The 20,771-nt window shown below is 50.9% G+C and carries 19 protein-coding genes; 7 read left to right on the top strand and 12 right to left on the bottom strand.

The genetic code is table 11. From position 1 onward, the window contains the following. Window positions 1-83 precede the first annotated feature (83 nt). A complete protein-coding gene (locus D8682_RS02905) occupies window positions 84-455 on the top strand; it encodes a hypothetical protein (protein WP_232885872.1) in 372 nt (123 codons plus the stop codon). A gap of 64 nt (window positions 456-519) precedes the next feature. Here the strand turns inward: D8682_RS02905 and D8682_RS02900 are convergent, their stop codons facing one another. The 9 genes from D8682_RS02900 to D8682_RS02860 form a co-directional block, all read right to left on the bottom strand. Beyond that, complete coding sequence (locus tag D8682_RS02900; protein WP_238392812.1) at window positions 520-1,230, bottom strand: helix-turn-helix transcriptional regulator; 711 nt, start codon at window positions 1,228-1,230, stop codon at window positions 520-522. Then, complete coding sequence (locus tag D8682_RS02895; protein ID WP_121813487.1) at window positions 1,227-1,619, bottom strand: amino acid-binding protein; 393 nt, start codon at window positions 1,617-1,619, stop codon at window positions 1,227-1,229. Before D8682_RS02895 ends, D8682_RS02900 begins: the two co-directional genes overlap by 4 nt. Beyond that, window positions 1,612-1,935 carry an antibiotic biosynthesis monooxygenase gene (locus D8682_RS02890; RefSeq protein ID WP_064546725.1) on the bottom strand — a complete coding sequence of 108 codons (324 nt, stop codon included), beginning with the start codon at window positions 1,933-1,935 and terminating at the stop codon, window positions 1,612-1,614. Before D8682_RS02890 ends, D8682_RS02895 begins: the two co-directional genes overlap by 8 nt. Before the next feature lie 87 nt (window positions 1,936-2,022). Next, complete coding sequence (locus D8682_RS02885) at window positions 2,023-2,424, bottom strand: hypothetical protein (protein ID WP_121813486.1); 402 nt, start codon at window positions 2,422-2,424, stop codon at window positions 2,023-2,025. Further along, window positions 2,400-3,686, bottom strand: a complete 1,287-nt coding sequence (locus tag D8682_RS02880; protein ID WP_121815619.1) for a phosphatase PAP2/dual specificity phosphatase family protein — start codon at window positions 3,684-3,686, stop codon at window positions 2,400-2,402. The genes D8682_RS02885 and D8682_RS02880 overlap by 25 nt, the downstream gene beginning before the upstream one ends. Beyond that, window positions 3,683-5,443, bottom strand: coding sequence for a bifunctional alpha/beta hydrolase/class I SAM-dependent methyltransferase (locus D8682_RS02875; protein WP_121813485.1), 1,761 nt, complete (start codon window positions 5,441-5,443; stop codon window positions 3,683-3,685). Before D8682_RS02875 ends, D8682_RS02880 begins: the two co-directional genes overlap by 4 nt. Continuing rightward, window positions 5,436-6,074 (bottom strand): lysophospholipid acyltransferase family protein, encoded by a 639-nt coding sequence (locus tag D8682_RS02870; RefSeq protein ID WP_064546732.1) that lies wholly within the window; start codon window positions 6,072-6,074, stop codon window positions 5,436-5,438. The genes D8682_RS02875 and D8682_RS02870 overlap by 8 nt, the downstream gene beginning before the upstream one ends. Window positions 6,075-6,080: 6 nt before the next feature. After that, a complete protein-coding gene (locus D8682_RS02865; RefSeq protein WP_064546734.1) occupies window positions 6,081-6,998 on the bottom strand; it encodes a phosphatidate cytidylyltransferase in 918 nt (305 codons plus the stop codon). Further along, a complete protein-coding gene (locus D8682_RS02860; RefSeq protein ID WP_121813484.1) occupies window positions 6,995-7,600 on the bottom strand; it encodes a CDP-alcohol phosphatidyltransferase family protein in 606 nt (201 codons plus the stop codon). Before D8682_RS02860 ends, D8682_RS02865 begins: the two co-directional genes overlap by 4 nt. 287 nt (window positions 7,601-7,887) lie before the next feature. On the opposite strand from D8682_RS02860, the gene D8682_RS02855 reads away from it, so the two are divergent. The 3 genes from D8682_RS02855 to nagA are packed head-to-tail and all read left to right on the top strand — an operon-like array spanning window position 7,888 to window position 12,017. Continuing rightward, window positions 7,888-9,450 (top strand): PTS transporter subunit EIIC, encoded by a 1,563-nt coding sequence (locus tag D8682_RS02855; protein WP_121813483.1) that lies wholly within the window; start codon window positions 7,888-7,890, stop codon window positions 9,448-9,450. A gap of 2 nt (window positions 9,451-9,452) precedes the next feature. Beyond that, window positions 9,453-10,802, top strand: a complete 1,350-nt coding sequence (locus D8682_RS02850) for an adenylosuccinate lyase family protein (protein WP_121813482.1) — start codon at window positions 9,453-9,455, stop codon at window positions 10,800-10,802. 3 nt (window positions 10,803-10,805) lie between these two features. Next, entirely contained in the window at window positions 10,806-12,017 is a 1,212-nt protein-coding gene (gene nagA / locus D8682_RS02845) for an N-acetylglucosamine-6-phosphate deacetylase (protein ID WP_064546743.1), read from the top strand. Between the two features lie 6 nt (window positions 12,018-12,023). Here nagA and D8682_RS02840 read toward each other — a convergent pair whose 3' ends face one another. From D8682_RS02840 to D8682_RS02830, 3 genes are all read right to left on the bottom strand, one after another. Next, on the bottom strand, window positions 12,024-13,598 hold the full coding sequence (locus tag D8682_RS02840) for a helix-turn-helix domain-containing protein (protein ID WP_255424160.1): 1,575 nt from the start codon (window positions 13,596-13,598) through the stop codon (window positions 12,024-12,026). A 122-nt stretch (window positions 13,599-13,720) separates the two neighbouring features. Then, on the bottom strand, window positions 13,721-14,701 hold the full coding sequence (locus D8682_RS02835; protein ID WP_064546939.1) for a LacI family DNA-binding transcriptional regulator: 981 nt from the start codon (window positions 14,699-14,701) through the stop codon (window positions 13,721-13,723). 24 nt (window positions 14,702-14,725) lie between these two features. Then, window positions 14,726-15,646, bottom strand: a complete 921-nt coding sequence (locus tag D8682_RS02830; protein ID WP_121813480.1) for an ROK family protein — start codon at window positions 15,644-15,646, stop codon at window positions 14,726-14,728. 276 nt (window positions 15,647-15,922) lie between these two features. On the opposite strand from D8682_RS02830, the gene D8682_RS02825 reads away from it, so the two are divergent. Genes D8682_RS02825 through D8682_RS02815 form a run of 3 tightly spaced genes read left to right on the top strand, consistent with a single transcriptional unit; the run spans window position 15,923 to window position 20,768 of the window. Next, the gene (locus D8682_RS02825; RefSeq protein ID WP_064546748.1) at window positions 15,923-17,269 is read left to right on the top strand and encodes an FAD-dependent oxidoreductase; all 1,347 of its coding nucleotides are present in this window, start codon (window positions 15,923-15,925) and stop codon (window positions 17,267-17,269) included. Between the two features lie 9 nt (window positions 17,270-17,278). Further along, a complete protein-coding gene (locus D8682_RS02820; RefSeq protein WP_202914368.1) occupies window positions 17,279-18,574 on the top strand; it encodes a Na+/H+ antiporter NhaC family protein in 1,296 nt (431 codons plus the stop codon). A gap of 43 nt (window positions 18,575-18,617) precedes the next feature. Continuing rightward, a complete protein-coding gene (locus D8682_RS02815; protein ID WP_121813479.1) occupies window positions 18,618-20,768 on the top strand; it encodes a hydantoinase/oxoprolinase family protein in 2,151 nt (716 codons plus the stop codon). Window positions 20,769-20,771 lie beyond the last annotated feature (3 nt).

Genomic DNA, 20,771 nt, shown 5'->3' with positions numbered 1-20,771 from the left:
ATGGCTTTTTTATGCTATTTTAATTGTGGGATTATGTTATTAACATAAATTTTCTTTCCATGGACCCTGGTATCGATATTGTTATGAAAAAATTATTGAGTGGGATATTTTTATCTTTAGTTTCAATGGTTAATGCTCACGCAGAATCTAGTGCTGGCAATGACATATTCTCTGGCATGCTGGTACAAGATCGTGACGATATTGTTTTTGTTCGTTGTGATAGACCGTCATTAAAAATGAAGATCGTTGAAACAGACGATGTCAATAAGAAGAACGTCGAGGCCGCATATCAAACCTTCAAGGAAAATAAAGATAAACCTCTTTATTTTACTTTTGTTGGTCATGTGAAAAATGACGATAAGGGTGCATATACGTTTTATTTAACCGATGTTACGGATACCAAACTGGGTTCCAGCTGTAATCTATCTGATTCGTTAGATGAGTTGCTCGGTTAATAACCCTGGTTGATTATATTTTCTATTATTAATAATAAACTCATCTACTGATGCGATGAGTTTATTATTTTAAGCTGAGCCTGAATAAACGTCCGAGAGCTTTTATCCCGGCATCGGTGAAAGTCACTTCTCTGTAACCCGCTGTCCTGGCTATCCACCCCTTTTGGTCAAACGTCACCAACAAAGCCGCACCAGTACTCCCCCCAAGATGAAAACGGCGTTCGCTCCAGTCCAGGCAAGTACAAACGCTTTTTCGTTTTGTGTGCGGGAGAATTTCAACACCAATTTCCTGAAATTTAGCCATACCAATGGGTGATAACGCGCCTCCTTCAGGTAAAAACCAGCCTTCTTTATCCATAAATTCATACATGGCAACAGCAACTTCACCGGCCAAATGATCATAACAGGTACGGGCTTTGCGCAAATGCACAGGGGTTTTGGTGACGCAACCCTTCTGCGTCTTCATTGATACTCCCATCAGGGTTTCAAGCAGTGTCGCTATATCAACTCCTGCTAGTCTGTAGTACCGATGGCGCCCTTGAGACAGACACGTAATTAATTGGCTATTAAGAAGTTTTGCCAGATGAGCGCTTGCCGTTGATGCTGCAATATTAGCTACCGAACTTAGCTCTGTTGCCGTCCATGCCCGCCCATCCATCAAAGCACACAGAATGCTGACCCGAGAAGGGTCAGCGATAGCAGAAGCAATTTCAGACATCGACTTTTCTAATAAATCAGAGTCATCAATATCTGCTTTGAAAGCGCTGGGCTTCATACAGCGGATACATCCCATTTCATGGTGGCTGCGGCTGCCATTTCATTATTGTCGGTCAGCAGAATCAACCGATTACTGTGGTCACTATATTGTACGCTGATATTTATATTATTCCGCGCAAGTATATTGGCAATTTCCCCCAACTCGCCAGGCCGTTCTTGTTTGAGTTTACGAATAAGCGGCTGACTGACACTTTCGACGTGCAGGCCAATATCGGTAAGCACCTTGCGAGCAAGTTCACCGTCTTCTACCAGAAAATGAGCATGGCTTTTATTCCCAGCACTGAATACACCTCCTCCCTCAAGGCCCACACCATTTTGACCAAGTGCAGTTCCCAGTAATGCAAGTTCTCCAGGGGTATTACTGAGAATGACATGAATATCATACATGGTGGTATTCCTCTTTTTCAGATGAATAATCCCGTAGCACTTGAACGACGGTGATTCTATAAAATGAAAAAATAGATTGCTGCCCTTCAAATTGAGCCGCCATGTGTTTCATGTTCTTCTTCCACTCAAGTACCGCCTCTTCATTTTCCCACCATGATAACGAGAGAATTTTCCCATCTGTATTCAGGCTTTGAAAACGCTCAATGGAAATAAACCCCTTTATGTTATCAAGCTCCGGTCTGAGTTCAGCCGCAAGCTCCAGGTATCTATTCTGTTGTTCGGGTATAGCATTGGCTTCAAAAAGTACCGCAATCATGTTGATCTCCTTAACGTGGACGAACCAACTATAAAGAGTTAATCAACTGATGCTTCGATGGTGGGCGAAATATGGATTTGTCATCGCTTAGAGTAACGCCACCAGCCACACGACCCATAGGGCACCAGTGAAAAACATTGCGCGTCGGCACTGTTTCAATGCGCCCTGCTGGCGCTCGCTAAGCGAAAGCGTCTTCAATCTGTCACGCTGCCAGATAACACAAAGCGCCTCTCCAGCTTGATGATTATTCTCTTCATTTATCAACCTGAAATAGCGTGCGTCCAGCCAAAGACGCCAGCAGCCAAACCACACTATGCCGCACAACAACGTGATCAAGACGCGGAGCAAATCCACCGGTGCAGCAAAGATCACCCACACCATCGGCGGAGCGGAAAACAACAGGAAGAAACGCCAACTATTCAGGGTTTGTTGTACCAAGAGCGATTGCAGTGCGTGGTTATTTGTTACGATGTCACTTTTATCTTCCATCTTTCCAGCAACTCCATATGTTCAGAGGTGAAGACTACCTGCGGTCGCGCCCTACGCACTTGCTCAACGGCATCTTCTGAAGCCAGCTCAGGGTAGCGCTGTAACAACCAGGCGGCAGCGACCAGCGCACTGCGCGACAACCCCAACGCACAATGAATCAGTACGCTACCTTGCTCATGGCGTAATCGTTCCAGTTTATCTACTGCCAGCGCCAGTGTTACTTCATCGGGTTTAACCAGGTCCAGCATGGGCACGCATTGATACACAACGCCCTGCAAGGCACGGGAACGGGGAAACTCGCTGGTTAGATCCAATACGGCTTTTTGTGCGGGAGTTGTCAGCGGATATGTCCCTAAAAACACCCCATCAGTAACCGGACTGAACGCCGGGAGATGGCGGGTATAGAGGCGCATAGAGAGCAACATCCCGACTCGCCAGGGTAGCAACAGCCACCAGGCCGCAGGTGTCAGCCGCCCTTTCCCATCTTTTTGTAGCGCTTCAACGCCAAGTATCCCGTAGGCCAGCGCCACAATCGCCAGTGCCAGCGTTGGCCACCACAGCCAGGTGGTCAGCCAGGTTCCCGCCAGGCAGATTATTGCGCCGCACAGATAACGAACGGCCAGCGTTTTGCGTTTCCCGTCAGCCATTCGCCAGCTCCATTTCCCCTGTTCCGGGATCAACCAGTCGATCACCATTCCGACGCCAAGGCCGGTTAGCACATCAATAAAGTGATGCTGCCAGGTGGTTAAAACAGAAACGGCAATCAGCAAGAACCATGCGCTATTCAGTTTCTGCCAGCCCCCCGTCAGGTGGCGATGGAAATGCCGCCACAGCAGCCAGCACAGAATAATATGTAACGATGGCGACTGGTTGTACGGCAGGTCGAACTGTTCGAGTTGCCCAAATAACCAACCGGCCAGGCCGGTTATCTCCGGTCTGGTAAACGTAAACTGTAAAGGAAATAGCAAAAAACCCAGGCAGGCAATGACTGATGCCAGCACGAGTCGGCAGACCAGCCGTCGCTGTTCATTCAGCGAGGTGCAGATAAACAGTGACAAACCGTACAGCAGATCCAGGCTCCAGTACGGGAGGATTGTCAGTGGCACAAACGGAATGTACCGCTCCCAGCTAAACACCAGGCTGCCAATGTTCGCACGTCCGGCGGTAAACTGATTAACCTGCCCGTAGGTTAAAAAGAAAAAGGGCGCAAGCAGAATCAGCCAACCCAAACCCTGCAAGTATAGCGAACGTCGGTTTGTCATGATGCGCGGCGCACTGCCATAGACACGGTGAAAATGCCCCATTCATCAATCAACTGGCTGCATTTATCGAAGCCCGCCTCCCGTACCAGCGCATCCATTTCGCCCTGGCTACGAACGCGCATCACCCACTGTTTACCATCTTTATGGCTGGTGAGTGACCAGGCGATAGTTTTGAGCTGCGGATGCCAGGGTTGCCCGGTGTAAATCAGAATGCCACCCGGCTCTATCGCGTCTGCCAGCTCGGCAAGCGAGTTACGCACCAGGGTGTTTTCCGGAAACAGTTCATACAGGCCAGAGACAATTCCCAGCGTCGGACGTGGCTCAAGCGCGGCCAGTTCTTCGCGGTTGAAAGCATCGCCACGTTCAAAACGTGCATACTCTGCCATTCCACGCGAGGCAATCATCTCCTGTCCTTTCGCTACGTTTAACTCGCTGTAGTCGCGCAGCAAAATGTTGCTCACCGCCTCTTTGCCTTCCAGCGCATCGAGCACGTAGCGCCCGTGCCCAGCGGCAACATCAACGACTCGCACCGTTTTGCCCTGCTCAACCAGCTGCGTGACTGCCTGCTGAATCAGCGTTTGCAGGTGGATTTTTCGCTGGCGGATCCCCTTCCAGCCGACGCTATTGAGATAGTTTTTGTCTATCATCCGCCCCAATGCGCTGCTGCCCTGCGGCTGATTTCGATAGACATAATCCAGCGTGCTGCCGGAATCAAACCCGGTTTCAAATCCCAGGCGTACACCTGTTGACTGTGTCCCCAGCGTCTTCATGCCATAGCGCAAACCGCGATACGCTATATCCTCAATCGAGTAGGGTTCCGGCCCACCGCTTAAGGTTCTCCAGTTGTCCGCTCCCGGACTCCAGCGGTCTTCCTGACTGTAGTCAAAATGCTGCGGCGGCATGGCATAAAGCGTGTCAATAAACTCGCGCATCTTGTCGAACGCCAGATGCCTGTCTTGTTCCCCCAGCGTATCGTGATAGAAGCCAGGCAACACATGAAGTTCTTTGAGTGGGTTGCGCAGACGCTGGTAAAAATCGATCTGTGGCTGACGGTGGACAACGAAATCTTCCCCGGAGACCAACATCTGCGTAGGTAAGGTAATGGCGCTGGCGTCGCTGACAATCCGTTCCGCTGTTTTGTAGAGATCGAGCAGGATGTTCACCGCAATGGGTCGGGTAATTAATGGGTCCTGATTGAAACTCGCCACACGCTGTGGATCGTGCGTCAGATACTTGCCTTTGACATAAGAGTTGACGAAAAACAGACCGCGCAGACGGTGCATCAATGCCAGCCCCTGACGGGCAAATGGGACATACAATTTGACCTTAAACGCGGGTGATGCCAGTACCAGCCCACGAATAGGTGGTGCGTAATCATGAGCCCAGGTAGCTGCCATCACCGCACCCACGCTTTGTGCAACCACGACCACATCTTCCATTGCGGCCTGGCTATCTGCGGCGGCGAAACGGACGAACTCTTCAACATCCTGCACCGAGCGGGCCAGCGACGGGCTAAAGCCGCGTTGCCCTGGTGAGCGGCCATGGCCACGGGCATCCCAGGCATAAAACGCGGTATCCGGCATCGACAGCTCATCGACAATATGTTGCAGACGCCCGGAATGCTCATGCCCGCGGTGAAACAGGACAATCACCTTGGGTGTGGCACCCGCCGACACAGCAGGCCAGTGGCGATAAAACAACTCAGTGCGATCGCTGGTCAGAAACTGCCGCTCGTCAGGCGTGCGGATATTACTCATGAGGGTGATTTCCTGTGGTTTGTTGCTGAAGCATCAGCAATTGCTGCTTCAGGTCGTCCATAAACACTTTTTTCTCGGGATGAAAGCGTAACGTTTCACCAATAGTGACATCGATAAACAATGGCAATGGAATACGGTTACCTTTCGCCATCACCTGCTCCGTGCCGCGTAGCCAGACTGGAATAATTGGCACTTCAGGCATGCTTTGACTCAAATGCCACAGTCCGGATTTCAACGGTGCCAGTTTTCCCGGCTCGCCACGCGTACCTTCCGGAAAGAGGATCAACGTCTTGCCATCACGTAGCGCCTGTTCGCACTGCGCCAGCGGGTTTGCTGCTCCACCCTCACGAGAAATGGGAATAATGTTGAGAATATTCAGCGCAAACCACGCCATCCGTTTATCACGCAGAAAATAGTCGGCAGCGGCCACCGGATGCACTTTCGCCTGTTCGCGTAACGGAAAGAGCGACAGCAGTGCAAAAACATCCATATGGCTGTTGTGATTTGCCACCACAATCGCCGGGCCGCTTTTCGGCAACCGTTCGCGATGTTTGACTCGCAGACCCAGCCATAACCAGATAACCGGCCAGACTATGCACAAGGTAAAAAGCGCGCGAAGCATTCGTGTCATCATAAATTAGTAACAAAAGTAGCGAATGAAATGGAAGAAGACAGGAGCGGTGAAGATCAGTGAATCCAGCCGGTCAAGAATGCCGCCGTGGCCAGGCAACAACGTGCCGCTGTCTTTAACGCCGATATCCCGTTTGATGGCGGACATCACGACATCACCGCAGAACCCGGTAACCCCGATAATCACCCCTGCCAATAGCGCCATTGGCCAGCTCAGTGGCGTAAGTAGTGGTCCGAGCAACATTGCCAGCAGAGCCGTTGTCGCAACGCCCCCCACTAGCCCAGCCAGCGTTTTATTCGGGCTGACCTTCGGCGTCACCTTGATGCGCCCAAGCGATTTGCCCCACAAGTATTGCGCGATATCGTTGAACTCCGTCAGGCCGACCAGGAACAGCACCAGCAGAGCGCCAGTCTGTTGGCCATCGGCGGGTAGCACCAGTAAAAAGGCGACATGGCTGAAGGCAAACACGGTGGTCATCAGGCTCCAGTGGAGCTGGGATGCGGTACGCAAGAACCCCTGAGTGTCGCCCGCAATCACCATCCGCGCCGGTAAAAATAAAAACACATACACCGGTATAAACACCACAAACATGCCGTACCAACCGATGCCAATCAGCCAGTAGTTAAGAGGAATGGCAATAAACAACCACAGCAAAGGCATTCGGTCGGAATGGCGCGAAGGCACCAGCGTCAGAAACTCTTTTAGCGCCATAAAGCTGACCAGCGCAAAGAAAGTCAGCGCCAGCCAGTTCGGGCTTAACATCGCCAGCGAAAACAGCACGATGATCACCCACCATGTGCGGATCCGCAGCGTCAGTTCCCGCCAGTCTTTAGCGGGACGTAGCCACACCAGCAGGCCATTCACTACCGATGCGACCAGCAGAAGTGCAAAAATTACCGCGAGGGATTTTTCCAGCAACATCATTTCGCCGCCTTATCACGCAATGCACTCCGACAACGGTTAACGACCGTCCACAACAGCAATACGGTTGCCAGCCCCCACACGACGTTATTCCATTGCACCCACTGCGGCCAGATTGCCAGCGCCAGCCCCCACGCACCAAACAGCAATGCCCTGTCGCTTTTCCCCAGTGGCCCGGCATAACTGCGCAAGCCGTTAATCGTTTGTGCCAGCACACCACAAAATTCGGTCATTAGCGCACAGAACAACATCACCAGCACCAGCAACATATTGCTTTCGGGTAGCAGCATAAAAGGCAGATAAAGCGCAATGTCGGAGAGCACATCTCCCGTCTCATTGAGGATAGCTCCGAGCCGGGATTGTTGATGGCATTCGCGTGCCAGCATGCCGTCCAGGGCATTGAGCGCCATCCGGATAAACAAGACGATGGGCAGGAGAAAGAACAAGCCGGGATCAGGGAAAATAATCAGCACCGCGCCTGTAATAAAGGAGAGTGCCATGGCAGCGAGAGTCACGTGGTTGGCCGTAACGTGGTGTTTATGCAGCCAGAACATCAGCGGGCGTAACAGTGCCTGGAAGGCAGGCTTTATCTGATAAAGCGTCATCATATTCCCTGATAGTTTGTCGATTTCCTTTATAGTGCATTAATTAACCGCACCAGGAGTGATATTTTTCAGCGACCGAAACAATAATCAGAATTTCGATTGCGAAAGGGATAATTGTTACCGGTTTCCCACCGGCGGATACAGACTAGCACATCTAACTTTAAGTGGGTTTCTACCCACCTATTTTAGGGGCAAATCCTGCGCCTGAGGCAGCCCAGTTTTTGGCCTTGCTCACTCCTGCCGATAGCGTGTCTTATATCCCGGAGACAACACTTCAGGACGGGTCTATGAACGCCAATTTTAAGAATGAAATACAAACGTTCGGACGGTCGTTGCTATTACCTATTGCTGTGCTGGCACCTGTCGGCATGGTTATGGGCATTTGTAGCGCGCTGGGCCAGAATTATATGATTGAAAAGTTACCTTTATTAGGTAACGCCATTTTTAAAGATCTGCTCTCATCGCTGGGTTTAATCAGCAGTGTGGTATTCCAGAATATCCCCTTACTCTTTGCGATGGGGGTCGCTTATGGAATGTCGAAAAAAGAAAAAGGCATCGCCGTATTTGCCTCCGTGGTGGCCTATCTAACACTGTTAATTTCGATGCACGTGCACTTAAAACTGGCCGGACAACTGGCGAAAGGAGATTTATCGCTGGTCGGGCAAGGCATGGTGTTGGGGATCCAGACGCTGAAGATTGAGGCGCTGGGCGGCATTATCGCTGGTTTACTGGCAGCAAAAGTGACCGACAAATATTACCGTTTGCAGTTACCGCTGGCTTTTGCCTTTTTCAGCGGTAAAAAATCCGTCGCCATTTTATCTATTGCTTTTACTATTCCCGTCGGCCTGCTTATTCCCTTTATCTGGGATCTGTTTACCGCCGGAATGAACAGCCTTTCGACTGTTCTGATGGCGCCAAATATTGGTGCCGGGATCTATATGACCCTCAACCGTCTATTAATCCCCTTCGGCTTACACCATGTTTTAAGTTCTACGGTTCGTTTTACTGCGGCGGGTGGCACTTACTTAATTGATGGGCAAACTTATGTCGGTATTTTACCGGCAATGAACAAAATTCTTTTTGAGTTAGGCCCGAATCATCCGGCATGGAAAGAATATATGCCAACCCTGACCAGCTATCTGGCGTCGTCACAAATGCTGACCACGTTATTCCGTGTTCCGGCTATTGGTCTGGCGATGTACCACATGGCCTACGTGAAAAACAGAAAGTTCGCCAAAGGCATGATCCTGACTGTGGTATTAACCGCTGTACTTGGCAATGTCACCGAACCACTGGAATTCTCGTTCCTGTTTATTGCGCCTAAGCTGTTTATTGTTTACGCCATCTTGTGTGGCCTGCTGACAATCCCACTACAGATACTGGATGTTTCCGTCGGCTATATTCGTGGCACTATTTTTGACTTTGGCATCTTTGGGCTGATGTATGAACACACTCAGTGGCTCAATCTCGTTATCCTCGGCATCGTGAACTTTGTGGTGTTCTACTTTGTCTTCCGTTTCGCCATCCGCAAGTTCGACATTAAAACGCCGGGTCGCGAAAGTGACATGGGCGACAGCACCCTCTTGAACAATAAAGAGTATGACAAAGTCGCGGCGCTGGTAGTGGAAGGCCTCGGCGGCAAAAGTAATATTAAACGCGTTGAGAACTGTGTTTCACGCTTGCGTATCGACCTTGCCGATCAAAAGAAACTGGATATGGCGATTCTGAAAGAAGCAGGCTCGTTGGGAACCTTTATTCCGTCCAGTAACCATATTCATGTTGTATTTGGCCCCCACGTTGAGTTCGTCCGCAACGCGGTGGACGATGCCATGGCCAAACAGGAGAGATAACCATGCGCGCACTTTATGATTCAAAAAGTAAAACCATTGATGACAAAGGAATGAAAGCCTTGTTCACCCACGAAGCGCGGGTTCAGTCCTGGCTTGATGTGGAAGCAGCGCTGGCGACGGCACAGGCTAAAGTCGGCATTATTCCTGCTGCTGCGGCAAAAAATATCGCCGAAAACTGCCAGCTTGACCGTATCGATCTGGCAGAAGTTGAACGCCTGTTGCGGGAGATAGGCCACGGGTTTGTGCCAGTGATTAAAGTGCTGGTTAAAGCCTGCGACGAAGAAAGCGGCAAATATGTGCATTACGGGGTGACAACACAAAACATCCAGCAAACCGCGCATCTCTATCTGGTGAAGCAATTCCACCAGCAACTAATGAGCTTTGTCGATGCCACGCTTGAGAACCTGGCGAGACTGGCCCTGCAACATAAAGACACCCTGATGGCGGGCCGTACCCACGGTAAACATGCCCTGCCCATTACCTACGGTTATAAAGTGTCGGTGTGGATTTACGAGCTTCTGGGTGCCGTTGAACGGATGCAGGAAGCGGAAAAACGAGTCTTTACCGTGATGATGGGCGGCGCAGTAGGCGCGTTTCACGCCACCGGAGAACCTGGGCGGCAGGTACAGGATCTGGTCGCACAAGCATTGAATATGTACCCAATGCGCGTGCCATCCCGTAATGCACGGGTTTATCGTGCCGAGTACATCAGCAATTTATGCCTGCTGGCGACCACCTTCCACAAAATTGCCGAGGAGGTTTATCAGACCTCCAGCGAGGAATTTGGTGAAGTATCTGAGGCGTTTGCCAAAGGCACGGTCGGTAGCAGCACCATGCCGCAAAAAGTGAACCCGAAACTGGCGAAGGGAATCATAGCCAATGCCCAGCGATTGTACGCGGTGATGACATCGTCGTTGTACGTCTGCCCGCGCCCGTTTGAGGCCGACAGTTCTGCCTATTTCATCTTTGATGCCAACCTGCAAGAAAGCATGGAGTTGATGGCAGAAATCGTGCTGCGCGCTGAAGAGCTGACCCGCACACTGATCATCGATAAATCCCGTATGCAGCAAAACGTGATGCTGACGCACGGTCTTATCAACAGTGAAAAAATCATGATGAGTCTGGTCGAACGGTTAGGGAAAGATCCGGCGCATGAACTGGTGTACTCAATGGCGATGCGCAGCACCCATGAAGGGCTGGATTACGCCAGTGTGCTGCGTAACGAGCCGGAGATCCGCGACAACTTCAGTGATGATGAAATCCGCGATTTACTTGATCCGGCCGCCTATACCGGGCTTTGCGCCGTGTTGGCAGAAGAACTGGCTAACACCGTTTTTGCCAGAAAGGAGTGAACCATGCGTGACGTCACGGCTCTGAAATCAGCGAATATTGTGACAGCAGACGGCATTCGTGCTGGTTACTTGCTGATTGAAAACGGCACGATCATTGGCATTGAGGAGTGCTGGTCCGGCGCGGCCACTGATTATGGTAGCCGTTACCTGATGCCCGGATTTGTCGATATCCATGTGCATGGCTGGGGGCGCGGGTCTTTCGCTTATAAAGGCGACCATGCTTCGTTGGTCAACATGAGCCGTGATTTAGTCAGTAGCGGTGTCACTGCTTATCTGGCGACATCCGGCACCATGCCGGACGACTTTCTGAAATCATCCGTCGCCGCCGCTGCAAATTATCTGGAAGCAGCAACGCCAGCGGACGGGGCGGAAGTCCTCGGTGTACATATGGAAGGGCCATGGATTAGCCCGAAACATCTGGGGATGCAGCGGGCTGATTGCCTGCAGTCCCCGTCTATTGAAGGTTTCGAGCAATTTAATGCGCTGGCAAAAGGACACATCCGGCTGGTGACGCTGGCACCGGAACTGGAAGGCTCCCTGCCCTTTATCCGTCATTTACACAGTAAAGGGATTACGGTTTCTGCCGGACATACCGATGCCACGTTTGACCAGATAACCGAGGCCATCGACGCCGGTCTGATGCACTTTACCCATGCATTCAGCGCGATGCGCGGTTTTCATCACCGCGAATTGGGCGTCGTGGGTGCGCTGATGTATTACCCGGATGTGTATGCAGAAGTGGCGAAACAAAGTGGCATCACCATTAAACCCCAGGCTTTTGACATTCTCTATCGCCTGAAAGGGGATCGACGGCTGGTATTAATGAGTGATTGCATGGGCTATGCCGATTTTCCGGAAGGTTATGAATTTCATCACTACCTGCGCCAGCAAACGTTTCGCATTCGCCAGGGGCAACTGGAAATCACCGCGCAGAATGGCGAGTGCCAACGTGTCTCACCGGATGACTGGCCAGTGGTGTCCGGGCTGGAAATGAATTTCCTCGATTCGGTGAAGAATATTGTCGGACGACTGGAAAAAGGCCTGGAATCTGTGGCGCAAATTGCCTGTCACAACCCCGCTGTATTGGCTGGCGTGGCATCGAGGAAAGGCAGCCTGGCGGTGGGGAAAGACGCAGATATTCTCTGCCTTGACCATGAATTAAATCTGACTGATGTATGGTGTCGCGGAGTCCGTCAACCGTTACCCGTTCGCTGATAAAGGTCAGATAAAAATTTCAGGATAGCGAGTTTCAAGATACTGCCGTAGCTCGCTATCCGCCAGGTTCCTGCTCTCTTCAATAAAAGTCTCAATGGCGATTTTTTTCTTCGCCCGTGAAAGCCCCATCTGACGCAACGTGGAGATATCTTCTTGTGTCAGATGGAAACTCACTTTGACGTAATCGAACTGATAATAACGCAGATAACTGGAGATCTTATTGGTGAAGGTTAACAGCAAATCGAAAGGGATAGCCTGCAACTGATGTATTTCGTTAATGTTCACGCTTGCAACAATGTCGATATGAAACCATGACTTCAGCACTTCTTTAAAATAGCCGACTTTACTTTCTGATGAGTTGGTGACGATCACCACCCTCTTTTTCGCCTCATCATGCAGGCGATTCTGCAACTCGTACTTTTTGAGGATCAGCACCAGCGTCGCAATATGCACCGGTGAAAAATTCACCGCCCACTCTTGCTCAATTTCCCGAACTTCCACACAGACACCCTGATACAGCGCCGGATAGCGATCGCGAACATGGTGCAGTTTCTTATCGTCAAACCACAGATTGAATTTATTCTGCACGATGGCGGTATAAATAAACTGATAGACCTCACCGAACCAGGCTTGCTGGTTATTAACCGTCGCCTGAAGAAAAGGTGCAATCGCCAGGCTAAAGCGCCGTACCTTGTCGATAAGCGGTACATCATAGAGGGTGAATGGCCGCCAGGTGAACGACAACGAAGAAAGCAACAAATTGAGAAAACGGTTTTCAGCAGGCGGTACCAGCAGGCCGAAATCCATCGCCGTGACAAAATCCAGTGCATGGGTGTCGGTAATCACATGGCCACGGCCGGTGCGCTGTAAGGCAATGCTCATATACACCAGAAAGTATTTTTTGCCGTTATAGCCCAAGGTCAGGCGTGGCGCGATTCGTTGACGGTAAATGTCCGCAGCTTCACGGATTTCCTTCTCGCAATGCTGCAAAAACTGACAGGCGATTGAGCGGTTAATGGGTTCGTTGGCGGAGTGTTGAACCAGGTGGTTATCTTCACCAATCTCAATGGTTTTAAGAATGGTGAGACAAATGGCGATACGCAGTGAGATCTCATCCCCTTGCAGCCGGGAACCTTGCCGGTGAACACTTTGTACTGCAAGTTTATTAGCCTGGAGAAACATCGCCAGCGCCTGATTATCATTTTTCAGGGTGCCTGGGCTTACGTGGAATTTCTGGTAGTAATCACTTTTATTGACGATGTCCTGCAAACACAGTGCCACGGTTAAATCACGCACCCGCTCTTCCGGGCTGGTGAGATATCGGTTGAAGTGAATATTTTCGAGAAATGACACGTACTCACGATAGCCCATCGCGGTGAAAATCGATTGATTTTCAATATGCAGATGAAAAGCGGGATCAAGCTGATCGTTGATTTCTTTCATCGTGCGTTTCAGTGTAGAGAGCGTTTTACCAAAATGCTGGACGGCATCCTCTACATAAACCGGGCTGTGTTCCTGAAGGAATTTCAGAAAGGACAAATCAAAACTGTTCATTAAAAACTCTGACAGGCAACGCCGCACGACGCTATGTTTTCATCATCTTGCCATCGTACATTAGCCACGAAATCAAAACCGTGACCAACGCCGTTATGTCACGGTTTCCACAGCGTCTGGTCCTGGTTTCGCTACTGCCAGAGGCGTTTTTACCCCCCGGAACTACTACGTTTAATTAAACTCACCGGCAATAGCTTATTTTCTTCCTGAGTGTCTTCTAACAACAGCGCCAGCGCCTCGCGCCCTAGTTGTTGTTTGTCTACTGCGATAGTCGTCAAAGGTGGGTTCGACCAGGCCGCAGAATCGATATCATCAAAGCCTACCAGTGCGACATCCTGCGGGACCCGCAAGCCTCGTTGTGCGCAAACCTGTAGCACCACAAGTGCTGCCGCATCGTTATAAGCAAAAATGGCATCGGGAGGTTCGGGTAAATCGAGCAAATCGTTTACGGCATCCACCAGCGCTTGTTCGGTATCCAGAGAAGGTGAAGCGATCGCTTCGTATTCTGGCGGCATCAGTAAACGCGCTTCATACAATGCCTGTCGGTAGCCTTTTTCACGCTGGCGAATACTGTAATGCGACAGTGTGCTGGCGAGAAAAGCGATGCCTTTACGCCCCTGTTCAATCAAATGACGGGTCGCCAGATATCCGCCCTGTGTGTTATCCGGGTTAACACAGGGTAAACCTGGCGCCCATAAATCAACCAGCACCATCGGTAGTTTCATTTGCTGGAGTAGCCCCAGCAATTCAGGTTCGAAAAAACCCGCACAGATTAGAGCATCTGGCTGATGCAGCATCGCCTGTTCACTCACTGCATCACCAGGTCCGATGGAGAGAAAACTCAATGCAATACCCTGATCGCGGCACAGATCTTCAATTCCCAACAGCAGCTGCGAATAAAATGGCAATGCGCGGCTGATGTTGTGTTGTCGGTGCAACAAGAAAAGAACACGCTTGATTTTGTCGCTGCGCAAACGGGAAAAATCATATCCCTGCTGCTGAGCAGCTGAAATAATGCGCAACCGTGTTTCCTCACGTAGCCCCGGCTGCCCTTTCAAGGCGCGGGATACGGCCCCGAGAGACACGCCACAGGCCTGGGCAATGTCGCGTATCCTTACAGGTTTTGTCATTTCGCTCTCTTTCATTGATCTTCGCTATGCCATGACTTTTGGCACTGAGATTTGCGCACCCAACCATGCCGCACCTCGAACACCACTGCTGTCGCCGTGTTGAGCCCGCACTATTGGGGTATTGCACTGTTTACCGAACACATACTCTGCCACTCGCTGTTGAAGGTCGGGATACAAATACTCGATATTTGAAACCCCACCACCTAAAACAATGACATCCGGATCAAGCGTATTCACCACTCCCGCCAGCGAGCGCGCCAGTTGATTACAATACTGATCCCATAGCGCCCGCACACCAGCGTCCGCAGATTCTAATCGTTTAACGATAGCCGGAACACTCTCATGATGAGTGAATCGTTGGGTGTACTGTCTTTCCAGACCACTACCGGAAATAAAACTCTCAATGCAGTTCAGTTGGCCACAATAACATTTTATCGCTTCGCCATCCTGTCGGGGATCGTAGCGAGGCAAAGCGTTATGGCCCCATTCACCGGCGCAGGCATTTGGCCCAGAAATAAGATGGTTATCAATACACAACCCGCCACCGCAACCGGTGCCAAGTATTACGCCGAACACCACGCGATAACCTTTTCCACTGCCGTCCATCGCCTCGGAAAGCGTAAAACAGTTGGCATCATTAGTGACTGCCACCGGCATCGCCAGATGCTGCTCGAGATCCCGTGCAAAAGGTTGCTGGTTCAGCACCAGAATATTAGAGTTTTTGATCAAACCCTCGCCGTCTACGGCACCCGGAATACCAAGACCAATCGACAAACGGCTTTGAACTGCGGCACTGGCCGTTTCAATCACCTTAACGACGTTTAAGAAAAAGTCCTGATAACTCTCTTTTGCGGTGGCGCAGCGTTCGCGATACATCACCTCACCCTGCGTGTTCAGTACCACGGCTTCAATTTTCGTCCCACCAATATCCAGTCCCAGCCTCATCGTTCTTAACCTCATTTCCACTCTGGTTATCCTGAATGCAGCCTACTTAATTTGTTTACTATACACAATGTCACATCTCACAAATCAGACAGAAGCCCGTTAAAAATGGGCTGATGACACCATTTAAAAGAATAATGATTTCGCGATCACAAAATCCATTGCCTGTTTATTAAAAATATCGACACCCTTCACAATAGGTCGATGCGAGAGTATACAAGTTGCGCGTAAAGGACCAGGATTGCCGTCAGTACATCTTGTTTACTAAAAGGATAAAGAATGGAACATTTTGATGTCGTCATCGTAGGCGGTGGCTTCTCAGGAAGCATTGCGGCGATTGCCGCCGCCAGAGCCGGGGCAAAAACACTCATCGTTGAGGCGACGGCTTGTCTTGGTGGTTCTCTGACCACCAACGGTGTTAATCCGATGATGACTTTTCACGCAGGTGAGAAACAGGTTATTCGCGGTATTACCGATGAGCTGATAGAGCGTTTAAAAGCTCAGGACAAATCCCCCGGTCATGTCCGTGACCCTGGGCATTTCACCACCACTTATACCCCGTTCGATGCTGAAGCGATGAAACATGAACTGGAACTCATGTTGCTGGAGGCTGGTGGTACCGTGCTTTATCACGCCTTGCTTGCCGATGTCACACGCGAGGGAAATCATCTCGATAGCATCACCGTATGTACTAAATCCGGCTTGATGAAAATTGCTGCCGCTATCTTCATTGATGCCAGCGGCGATGCCATGCTGGCGGTAAAAACCGGTGTGCCGGTGGTGAAAGGCCGCGAGTCTGACGGCAAATCACAGCCGATGACCATGACCATGAAGATGATCAACGTCGATCGCGAAAAGCTGCGCACCTATATGCTGGAGAACATATCTTCTCTCAACAATGACTATCAAGCCGAAGATATACGCACCGCCACTCACCTTGCCTGCCATGGTTTTGTGAAAGAGTTTGCAGCGGCGAAAGCTGCCGGTGAAATCACCATTCCGCGTGAAGATGTACTGATTTTTGAAACCAACAATCCCGGTGAATTTGTCTTCAACACCAGCCGTATTCTCGGCCATGACGCCACCGACCCGTGGAGTCTGAGCCAGGCTGAAGTGGTTGGCCGCCAGCAATGTCGGGAGCTGGAAAAATTCATGAAACGCGTCGTTCCAGGATTCGAACAGGCTATTGTTGTGCAAACCGGCCCGTCCGTTGGCGTGCGCAGCTCCTGCCAAATCAAAGGCTGCTATCACCTCACCGCCCAGGATCTGCTCGACGAAACACAATTCGAAGACACCATCGCCATCTCTGGCTATCCGATTGATATTCATAGCCCTGATGGTGAAGGAACCGAACATGGCAAGTTACGCCACGGCGGTATGTACGGCATTCCATGGCGCAGCTTGATAGCCCAGGAAGCCGACAACCTCATCGTCGTCGGGCGCTGTATCTCTGCCACCTTTGAAGCGCAGGCCGCAATCCGCACCACTCCAACCGTAGGCGCAATTGGCCAGGCAGGGGGAATTGCAGCAGCACTGGCAGCACAACAAGGGTTAAGCGTACATCAGGTATCTGCAAAACAGTTACAGGATGCCATTCGTCAGCAACAGGGTTATCTCGACTTCTGAGGACAACACATGGACATGTTACACATTTTAAGGATCGGCGCGATCCTTGCCATTTTTGTGGTTTTCTCCGGGTTGATGATGACCCGCAAAATGCCGGCGATTTTGGCATTACCGCTGATGGGGATCCTGATGCCGCTGGTTGCAGGCGTCCCGTTGTTTAGTGAAGATAAAACCACGTTTAGCATCGCGAATAACGTGCTGACCCAGGGTTCTTTGCGTCTGGGCGCGACCATTATCGCTTTGATATTTGGCGCATGGTTTGGCGAAGTCCTGAAAAAAGTCGGCGTGACTGAGGCATTAGTTCGCAAAGCCGCAGAACTTTCCGGTGATAAACCACTGACGATGGCCATTGTCTTTTTCATTATTGGCACGGTGATTTTCTCCTCCAGCGATGGATTAGGAATGGTTATCCTGGTCGGCAGTATTGTGATCCCGATTCTGCTCACTGCCGGGCTTTCACCGCTCACCAGCTGTATTGTCCTGTTAGCCTGCCATGCTTTAGGTAGCCTGTTCTCTGTCAGTGGTTGGGCCCTGATGCACGATCTATATGGCATTTCGATTGCCGATATGGCCCGCTACGCAACTATGTTTGCCATTCCAGCAGCCATTATCTATATCGCGATGGTGGTATGGATGGTGAAACGCGATGTGATCGTCCGCAAAGCGTGGTCCATGCCAGTTGCCGAAAAACTCAGTAAGCGCAAACAAGTGAATGCCCTGGCGTTGCTCTCCCCGCTGGTGCCGGTGGTGATTATCTTTGCATTCAAAATTGAAGTGGTCCCGGCCATCGTTCTGAGTCTGGTGATATGTCTGCTGCTTGCCATGCCAAAACGCCCGACGCATGTGCTTGTCAGCAGCCTGGTCGAAGGTATTCAGAACGTGGCGGGTGCCATTGGTCTGATGGTTGGCATCGGTATTCTACTGAACGCGGTCACCGCGCCTCAGGTCAGCATGGTCTTAAAACCATTGATTGAAACGATTATTCCAACCTCACCACTGACTTACATTCTGTTCTTCTCGATCCTCAGCCCGCTGGCGTTGTACCGAGGCCCGCTCAATAGCTACGGTCTGGGCAGCGGTTTAGGCGTGTTGATGCTTGGCGGTGGCCTTTCACCTCTGGCAACCATGCTGGCGTTACGCTCGGCGACCCTGCTGCAAGGGCTTTCCGATCCGACAAACACCCATAACGTCTGGTCATCTGATTTCGCGAAGGTCGACGTAAACGAAATAATGCGTAAGACCTTGCCGTGGGCCATGGCTGCCGTGCTGGTCTCCATGTTGATGGCGGGTTATATCGCCTTTTAATACCCTGCTCCGGCCCTGGCCGGAGTGATTTTAAGGAATGGTTATGACGGACAAAAAATATCGCATTGGTATTGATGTGGGTGGCACGTTTACCGACGCTGCAGTTATCGATAACGACAACTTTACCTTGATCGCGAAAAAGAAAATCCCCACGACACACCACCATCCTAATGGGGTCGCGCACGGCATTATTACCATTATTCATGAGGTGCTGGCAGAGAACGGGATTTCGCCACAGGAAGTCAGTTTTATCGCCCACGGTACCACTCAGGCTACCAACGCCCTGTTGGAAGGCGACGTCGCGAAAGTGGGCATTGTCGCCATGGGGAGCGGGCTTGAAGGAAAAAGTGCCAAAAAAGAAGCCAACATCCTCGATATCCCACTGGCCGACGGTAAGTTTCTGCACACTTTTAATACCTATATCGACACCCGTCAGCTCAGCGATGACAACATCCGTGCAGCGATTGAAACGCTGCGTGAGCAAGGCGCGGAAGTTATTGTTGCCTCAGAAGCCTACAGTGTTGATGACCCGACCAACGAATTACGAGTGATGGCCGTGGCGGCGGAAATGGGGCTTTGTGCCACGGGTGGCCACGAAATTACCCAGCTGTACGGTCTGAAAACCCGTACCCGCACTGCCGTCGTTAATGCCAGCCTGATCCCACGGATGCTGGAAACCGCCAACATGACCGAACAGGCAATTATCGAGGCTGGCATTACCTCGCAGCTGATGATCATGCGCTGTGACGGTGGCGTGATGAGTATTGACGAAGTGCGAAAACGTCCCATCCTCACCATGTTGTCTGGCCTGGCTGCCGGGGTTGCCGGTGCGCTGATGTACGAAAAAGTCTCTGACGGCATATTCTTTGAAGTCGGTGGAACCAGCGTCGATATCTCGGTTATTAAAAACGGCAAAGTGATGATCCAAAATGCCCAGGTCGGCGGTCATCGCACCTACTTGCGTTCACTCGATGTGCGTACTCTGGCGGTTGCGGGCGGCAGTATGATGATGGTCGAAAACGGCAAAATCACCATGACTGGCCCACGCAGCGCACACATCGCCGGCTGTGAATATGAATGCTTTATTGCTGAATCCGCATTTGGTGAAAATCCGCAGCTCACCTTTATTAGCCCGCGCCCAGGCGACCCGCAAACTTATGCCGTAGTGAACGGTGCCGAAGGCAAACGTTACGCATTGACAGTGGCTGGTGCGGCAAACTTGCTCGGCTATGTTCCGACAGATGACTACGCAGCGGGGAACATTAATAGCGCCCGTATCGCCTGGCAGTTGCTGGGTGACCATCTCGGTGTTTCGGCAGAAGACGCTGCGCGTCAGGCACTGGATATCGCCATCGATAAAGTGATGGTGGTGGTCAACGAAATGATCAACGAATACAAGCTGGAGCGGCATTTCATTACGCTGGTGGGCGGCGGTGGCAGCGGTTGTGTGCTGGTGCCAGCCATGGCTGAAAAAGCAGCCATGAAGCATAAAAATGCCAACAACGCGCCTTACATTTCCACCATTGGTGTGGGCATGGCGATGGTGCGGGAAATGATCGAAAAAAGCGTCGTGAACCCCGGAGAAGCCGAGATAAAACAGATTCGCGCCGAAATAATGGAGCGCATTGTTAAATCCGGAGCCAATGAAGCCACTGTTGATATCAACATCGAGATAGACAAACAAAAAAACGTGCTGCGAGCGATTGCCACTGGGGCGACCGAACTGCGTCAGAAAGAGAACCTCAACGAAACGCTACCCCTTGAGCAGCTGCAACAAATTGCAGCTGAGTCGATCAATCTGCCTGTCGAAACCACCAAACCGGCCTGTCAGACCGGGCGCTGGCATCTTTTTGAAAACATCAGTGAACATAAGCGTTTCTTTGGCCTGATGAAAAAGAAAAAAATCTGCCTGAGTATGATTGACCGTGAAGGTGTCGTCCGGCTGAAAAAAGAGAATGCGAACTGGTTACTGTGCACGCGCCAGGAAGTGACATCAAGCTTTGCAGAATTCCTTGATGATAATACCCGCTACTCCGAAGCAAATGCCACCATCCCCAAAACCTTCCTGTTCTGGAAGGAGAAAATGCTTGATCTCACTGGCATGCAAACGAAAGAACAGATGCTGTCGATTATCGAGATGGAGTTGGATGTGCTGGAACAAGAGCAGCCAGTTATCGCCGTGGCCTGGCAATAGGAG

Origin of the sequence: Buttiauxella sp. 3AFRM03, from assembly GCF_003675305.1 — a bacterium.
Lineage (GTDB): Bacteria > Pseudomonadota > Gammaproteobacteria > Enterobacterales > Enterobacteriaceae > Buttiauxella > Buttiauxella ferragutiae.
The sequence above is the reverse complement of the archived record's forward strand: the minus strand, read 5'-3'. Positions and strand labels throughout refer to the sequence as shown.

What these genes read in the sequence shown, in the direction of transcription:
- D8682_RS02905 (WP_232885872.1), top strand. Translation starts at nt 84, where the DNA reads ATGAAAAAATTATTGAGTGGGATATTTTTATCTTTAGTTTCAATGGTT.
- D8682_RS02900 (WP_238392812.1), bottom strand. Translation starts at nt 1,230, where the DNA reads ATGAAGCCCAGCGCTTTCAAAGCAGATATTGATGACTCTGATTTATTA.
- D8682_RS02895 (WP_121813487.1), bottom strand. Translation starts at nt 1,619, where the DNA reads ATGTATGATATTCATGTCATTCTCAGTAATACCCCTGGAGAACTTGCA.
- D8682_RS02890 (WP_064546725.1), bottom strand. Translation starts at nt 1,935, where the DNA reads ATGATTGCGGTACTTTTTGAAGCCAATGCTATACCCGAACAACAGAAT.
- D8682_RS02885 (WP_121813486.1), bottom strand. Translation starts at nt 2,424, where the DNA reads ATGGAAGATAAAAGTGACATCGTAACAAATAACCACGCACTGCAATCG.
- D8682_RS02880 (WP_121815619.1), bottom strand. Translation starts at nt 3,686, where the DNA reads ATGACAAACCGACGTTCGCTATACTTGCAGGGTTTGGGTTGGCTGATT.
- D8682_RS02875 (WP_121813485.1), bottom strand. Translation starts at nt 5,443, where the DNA reads ATGAGTAATATCCGCACGCCTGACGAGCGGCAGTTTCTGACCAGCGAT.
- D8682_RS02870 (WP_064546732.1), bottom strand. Translation starts at nt 6,074, where the DNA reads ATGACACGAATGCTTCGCGCGCTTTTTACCTTGTGCATAGTCTGGCCG.
- D8682_RS02865 (WP_064546734.1), bottom strand. Translation starts at nt 6,998, where the DNA reads ATGATGTTGCTGGAAAAATCCCTCGCGGTAATTTTTGCACTTCTGCTG.
- D8682_RS02860 (WP_121813484.1), bottom strand. Translation starts at nt 7,600, where the DNA reads ATGACGCTTTATCAGATAAAGCCTGCCTTCCAGGCACTGTTACGCCCG.
- D8682_RS02855 (WP_121813483.1), top strand. Translation starts at nt 7,888, where the DNA reads ATGAACGCCAATTTTAAGAATGAAATACAAACGTTCGGACGGTCGTTG.
- D8682_RS02850 (WP_121813482.1), top strand. Translation starts at nt 9,453, where the DNA reads ATGCGCGCACTTTATGATTCAAAAAGTAAAACCATTGATGACAAAGGA.
- nagA (WP_064546743.1), top strand. Translation starts at nt 10,806, where the DNA reads ATGCGTGACGTCACGGCTCTGAAATCAGCGAATATTGTGACAGCAGAC.
- D8682_RS02835 (WP_064546939.1), bottom strand. Translation starts at nt 14,701, where the DNA reads ATGACAAAACCTGTAAGGATACGCGACATTGCCCAGGCCTGTGGCGTG.
- D8682_RS02830 (WP_121813480.1), bottom strand. Translation starts at nt 15,646, where the DNA reads ATGAGGCTGGGACTGGATATTGGTGGGACGAAAATTGAAGCCGTGGTA.
- D8682_RS02825 (WP_064546748.1), top strand. Translation starts at nt 15,923, where the DNA reads ATGGAACATTTTGATGTCGTCATCGTAGGCGGTGGCTTCTCAGGAAGC.
- D8682_RS02820 (WP_202914368.1), top strand. Translation starts at nt 17,279, where the DNA reads ATGGACATGTTACACATTTTAAGGATCGGCGCGATCCTTGCCATTTTT.
- D8682_RS02815 (WP_121813479.1), top strand. Translation starts at nt 18,618, where the DNA reads ATGACGGACAAAAAATATCGCATTGGTATTGATGTGGGTGGCACGTTT.